This is a genomic window from Aeromonas sp., assembly GCF_050633025.1.
In the GTDB taxonomy this organism is placed as follows: domain Bacteria; phylum Pseudomonadota; class Gammaproteobacteria; order Enterobacterales; family Aeromonadaceae; genus Aeromonas.
The window spans coordinates 1-5,335 of sequence record NZ_JBODRQ010000181.1; the positions used below are offsets into that span (position 1 = coordinate 1).

The 5,335-nt window shown below is 58.8% G+C and carries 4 protein-coding genes; 1 reads left to right on the forward strand and 3 read right to left on the reverse strand.

All coding sequences use genetic code 11. The annotated features are described in order from the left end of the window. Positions 1-138 precede the first annotated feature (138 nt). From ACRAUW_RS16590 to metK, 3 genes are all read right to left on the reverse strand, one after another. Positions 139-840 (reverse strand): endonuclease, encoded by a 702-nt coding sequence (locus ACRAUW_RS16590; RefSeq protein WP_431363161.1) that lies wholly within the window; start codon positions 838-840, stop codon positions 139-141. Between the two features lie 73 nt (positions 841-913). Continuing rightward, the gene (locus tag ACRAUW_RS16595; protein ID WP_431363162.1) at positions 914-1,441 is read right to left on the reverse strand and encodes a SprT family zinc-dependent metalloprotease; all 528 of its coding nucleotides are present in this window, start codon (positions 1,439-1,441) and stop codon (positions 914-916) included. A gap of 68 nt (positions 1,442-1,509) precedes the next feature. Beyond that, the gene (gene metK / locus ACRAUW_RS16600; RefSeq protein WP_431363163.1) at positions 1,510-2,661 is read right to left on the reverse strand and encodes a methionine adenosyltransferase; all 1,152 of its coding nucleotides are present in this window, start codon (positions 2,659-2,661) and stop codon (positions 1,510-1,512) included. 350 nt (positions 2,662-3,011) lie between these two features. Here metK and tkt point away from each other — a divergent pair, with 350 nt between their 5' ends. Then, positions 3,012-5,003 carry a transketolase gene (gene tkt, locus ACRAUW_RS16605; protein WP_431363164.1) on the forward strand — a complete coding sequence of 664 codons (1,992 nt, stop codon included), beginning with the start codon at positions 3,012-3,014 and terminating at the stop codon, positions 5,001-5,003. Positions 5,004-5,335 lie beyond the last annotated feature (332 nt).

The window sequence follows — 5,335 nt, forward strand, 5'->3', positions numbered from 1 at the left end:
TGGAATGCGCATGGCTGCTTGTCAGTCTCTTGCTTGGAAACCCTTCATATCCTGCTGCGAGGCGGTGAGCAAGGCACACGCGGCAGAGGGGAAGGGTTTCATGATAGGAGGGGTGATCCTCTCCTAGGTCAAATGGGGTTATTGGCACTGCTTTTCAATGAAGGGATTGGTATTGCCCTGCAGCTTGCCGATACGGCGGTTGCGCTCGCACTCCCAGCCCTCTGCCGGGTACTGGCGATCCCAAGCTTCAAACAGTTTACGCTGTTGCGCCGCCAGACGCAGCCCATACTGCTGGCTCATGTAGAGGTAGGCGCGGGCAATTTGGCCCCGCACCGGCCCCTTGGGCGGCTGCACCTGGCGATTTTTGAAGTCCACCAGCATCTGGCACTGACCGTACTGATCCGGGGTGCCATTCCAGTCGGAGAAGCGGAAGTTGGCCCGATCGCCATTCACCTCGCCGATGGCGGGGAAGAGGTTGTGCATGTCCCCCTCCATCTGGTTGAACTCGTCGCTCTTGCCGCAATTCTTGCGACCACCCTGCTGCCAGCACTGCAGCTGGTGGCCGAACTCCCAGGCCGGTACCACGTGTTCCCACTCGATGCGGGCGGCGCGCTTGGCCTGCTTGCGCGGCTCATAGCCGCAGCTGGCGAGATCCGGGCTCATCTTCTTGCCCTGATAGTCGATGTCACAGCCGCAGTAGAAGGTGGTGACTGCTGGCTGGCTGCGGTAGAGCTTCAACAGATCTTGCTTGGCTTCGCGAAAGGTCTGGGCGTGCAGGGGGGCGCTGAGCAGCGGCAAACCGGCCAGCAGGGTCAGGGCGAGGGAGGAGATGAAACGCATGGGATTCCTTGCAAACGGGGTGATTGACGAACGATGGCGGGCACCCTACCACAAGAGCGCGACACAAGCTGGCTTACTGCTCTGGTTCCGGCCGTTCCTGCTCCAGCGGCTGCTTGCAGCGGCGGCAGTGATAGCGGGCCTCGCCGCGCACCACCTTGTTGTGGCGGCGAATAGAGAGTTGATGCTGCTGGCAGTGGCAGCGATAGGGCACGGTGCGCTGGGCCAGTACCGCCAGATCGAAGCTGTGGGTGGTTCTGGGCTCAAGGCCAAATACCTCCCGCATCACCGATTGCCACTGGCGGCCGTGGGGCAAGACCCGGTTTTTGCCACGTCCTTCTCCCCACAGGGCATAGACCAGCAGATGGGCCACCTCGTGGGGCACCACCTCATCCAGAAACGCCTGCTGGTTGGCCTGATAGAGGGCGGGATTGAAGCGCAGCTCCCAGGTTTGCAGCCGCGCCGATCCCGCCGCCCGGCCCCGCATATTGCAGTAGATCCGCGGGCGGGGGAAGGTGCGGCCAAGGCGCGCCTCGGCCTGCACAAAACAGGCTTCTACGCGTTGTTGCAGCAGGGCGACAAGCTGGGCAGGGGTGGCAGACATCAACATCTCGTTAAATGGCGGATAAGCAAAAGGGGAGCCAGGCTCCCCTTTTATCACAACTGAGCGGCTTACAGGCCAGCGGCAGAACGCAGCAGTTCGGCCTTGTCGGTCTGCTCCCACGGGAACTCGTCGCGACCGAAGTGACCGTAGGCAGCGGTAGCCTGGTAGATCGGGCGCTTCAGATCCAGCATCTGGATCAGGCCATACGGGCGCAGTTCGAAGTGCTCGCGCACCAGCTTGACCAGCAGATCCTCGGCCACCTTGGCAGTACCGAAGGTCTCGACGCTGATGGAGGTCGGCTCGGCCACGCCGATGGCGTAGGAGATCTGGATTTCACAGCGATCGGCCAGACCGGCGGCAACGATGTTTTTGGCAACGTAGCGGGCGGCGTAAGCAGCGGAGCGGTCAACCTTGGACGGATCCTTACCGGAGAAGGCGCCACCACCGTGACGAGCCATACCGCCGTAGGTGTCGACGATGATCTTGCGACCGGTCAGACCGCAGTCACCCATCGGGCCGCCGATAACGAAACGACCGGTCGGGTTGATGAAGTATTTGGTGTCCTTGTTGACCCACTCGGCCGGCAGCACCGGCTTGATGATCTCTTCGCGTACCGCTTCAACCAGATCTTTGTGGCTGATGGATTCGGCGTGCTGGGTAGACAGAACAACGGCATCCACACCGATGATCTTGCCTGCGTCGTCGTAGGCGAAGGTCAGCTGGCTCTTGGCATCCGGACGCAGCCACGGCAGGGTGCCGTTCTTGCGCACTTGCGCCTGACGCTTCACCAGCAGGTGAGAGTAGGTGATGGGGGCCGGCATCAGCACGTCGGTTTCGTTGGTGGCGTAGCCGAACATCAGGCCCTGGTCGCCCGCGCCCTGCTCCAGCGGATCGCTGCGGTCAACACCCTGGTTGATGTCCGGGGACTGCTTGCCGATGGCGTTCAGCACGGCGCAGGAGTCGGCATCGAAGCCCATGTCGGAGTGGGTGTAGCCGATGTCGCGTACGGTATCGCGCACGATCTGCTCGATGTCTACCCAGGCAGAGGTGGTTACTTCACCGGCTACCATGACCATACCGGTCTTGACCAGGGTCTCGCAGGCAACACGGGCCTTGGTATCTTGCTTGAGGATGGCGTCCAGTACCGCATCGGAGATCTGATCCGCAATCTTGTCGGGATGGCCTTCGGAGACCGACTCGGAAGTAAACAGCTTTGCCATGATAGGAGTCTCAGCTTGTCTGGGTTATCGCCACGGCAATAACCGGATGAATAGGACGGTGTAGAGGTATCTACATCTGGACGTCTATTTTAGTTAGCACCCCCTCCGATTGCCAGCACTATTTTGTCGGGCAGCGACAAATGGGTCACAAGCGGTGCTTTCTCATCCGCTAAGGAGATAGGAACCAAACGTTTGCCGTTGTTCTCCCGGGTTGATAGCCGGCAATAAAAGCGATTGTCCTCCCAAAGCCACTTTATTCGTCCAGATAATATTTGCACGCAGAGCCCCCTGCTGGGACAATGACGCGCCTTAATCTTGGCCATCAAATGAAGCAATCGCAGGAGATTCAGATGCCTTCTCGTAAAGAGCTTGCCAATGCCATTCGTGCATTGAGTATGGATGCCGTTCAAAAAGCCAACTCCGGTCACCCGGGCGCCCCCATGGGAATGGCGGATATCGCCGAAGTGCTGTGGCGTAGCCACCTCAGACATAACCCGAACAACCCCAAGTGGGCCGACCGCGACCGTTTCATTCTCTCCAACGGCCACGGCTCCATGCTGCTGTACTCCCTGCTGCACCTCTCCGGTTATGACCTCTCCATCGACGATCTGAAAAACTTCCGCCAACTGCACTCTCGCACCCCGGGTCACCCGGAGTACGGCTATGCACCGGGCGTTGAAACCACCACTGGCCCGCTGGGTCAGGGCATCACCAATGCCGTGGGTATGGCGATCGCCGAGAAGGCCATGGCTGACCAGTTCAATAAGCCGGGTCACGATATCGTTGACCACTACACCTACGCCTTTATGGGCGACGGCTGCCTGATGGAAGGTATCTCCCACGAAGCGTGCTCCCTGGCAGGTACCCTGCAATTGGGCAAACTGATCGCGTTCTGGGATGACAACGGTATCTCCATCGACGGTCACGTAGAAGGCTGGTTCACCGACGACACCGTCAAGCGTTTCGAAGCCTACGGCTGGCACGTAATCCCGGCTGTTGACGGTCACAGCCCGGAAGCCATCAATGCCGCCATCGAAGCCGCCAAGGCCGAGACCGGCAAACCTTCCTTAATCTGCTGTCGCACCATCATCGGTTACGGTTCCCCGAACAAATCCGGTTCTCACGACTGCCACGGCTCACCGCTGGGCAACGACGAGATCGCCGCTGCTCGCGCATTCCTGAAGTGGGACCACGCGCCGTTCGTTATCCCGGCCGATATCGCTGCCGAGTGGAACGCTCAGGAGAAGGGTGCTGCACTGGAAGCCGACTGGGCTGCCAAGTTCGCCGCCTATGAAGCCGCTCACCCGACCCTGGCTGCCGAATTCAAGCGCCGCACCGTTGGCGAACTGCCGGCCAACTGGGCTGCTGAATCCGCCAAGATCATCGAAACCCTGCAAGCCAACCCGGCCAAGATCGCAACCCGTAAAGCGTCCCAGAACTCTCTGGAAGCGTTCGGCAAGCTGCTGCCGGAGTTCATGGGCGGCTCTGCTGACCTGGCGCCGTCCAACCTGACCATGTGGTCCGGCTCCAAGTCCCTGACCAACGACGATGCCTCCGGCAACTACATCCACTACGGTGTACGCGAGTTCGGCATGTCCGCCATCATGAACGGTATCGCCCTGCACGGTGGTTTCATCCCCTACGGCGCTACCTTCCTGATGTTTATGGAGTACGCCCGCAACGCCCTGCGCATGGCCGCCCTGATGAAGCAGCGCGCCATCTTCGTTTACACCCACGACTCCATCGGTCTGGGTGAAGATGGCCCGACTCACCAGCCGGTTGAGCAGATCGCTTCCCTGCGTCTGACTCCGAACATGAGCACCTGGCGTCCGTGTGACCAGGTTGAATCTGCCATCGCCTGGAAACACGCCATCGAGCGTACCGACGGCCCGACCTCTCTGATCTTCTCTCGTCAGAACCTGGCCCAGATGGACCGTACTGCCCAGCAACTGGCCGACACCGCCAAGGGTGGCTACGTGCTGAAGGATTGCGCCGGTACCCCGGAGCTGATCCTGATCGCCACCGGTTCCGAAGTGGAACTGGCCGTTGCCGCCTATGAGCAGCTGACCGCCAAGGGCCGTGCCGTGCGCGTGGTCTCTCTGCCGTCTACCGACGTGTTCGACGCTCAATCCGCCGAGTACAAAGAGTCCGTCCTGCCGTCCTCCGTCACCAAGCGTGTGGCCATCGAAGCCGGTATCGCTGATTACTGGTACAAGTACGTCGGTTTCGGCGGCAAGATCATCGGTATGACCACCTTTGGTGAATCTGCACCGGCCGAGCTGCTGTTCAAGGAATTCGGCTTTACCGTGGAAAACGTGGTTGCGACCGCTGAATCCCTGTAATTGCTGAATATTGGGTCAATCTGACTCAATAGCCGAAACGATAAAACGCCCTCCATCGCAAGATGGGGGGCGTTTTTTATTTAAATATTGATTATTTATGAGACTAGTGAAACTTGAGTAAATGTTAATAAATGTTCAATTTGTATATTGAAAACTGACAACTACACATTATTTTATTATGTTTTAAATAAGTGTTGCACTGATCTCAGTGGCATAGTAGGTTATTAAGTGCGATGGGTAATACAATTGTTTAATTTAAATGTTTCTTGGTGAGGTAATGGCGGATTCAACTCCGAAGTGCAACGCTAAGCCGCCTTTCTTAGCTCTGCAAA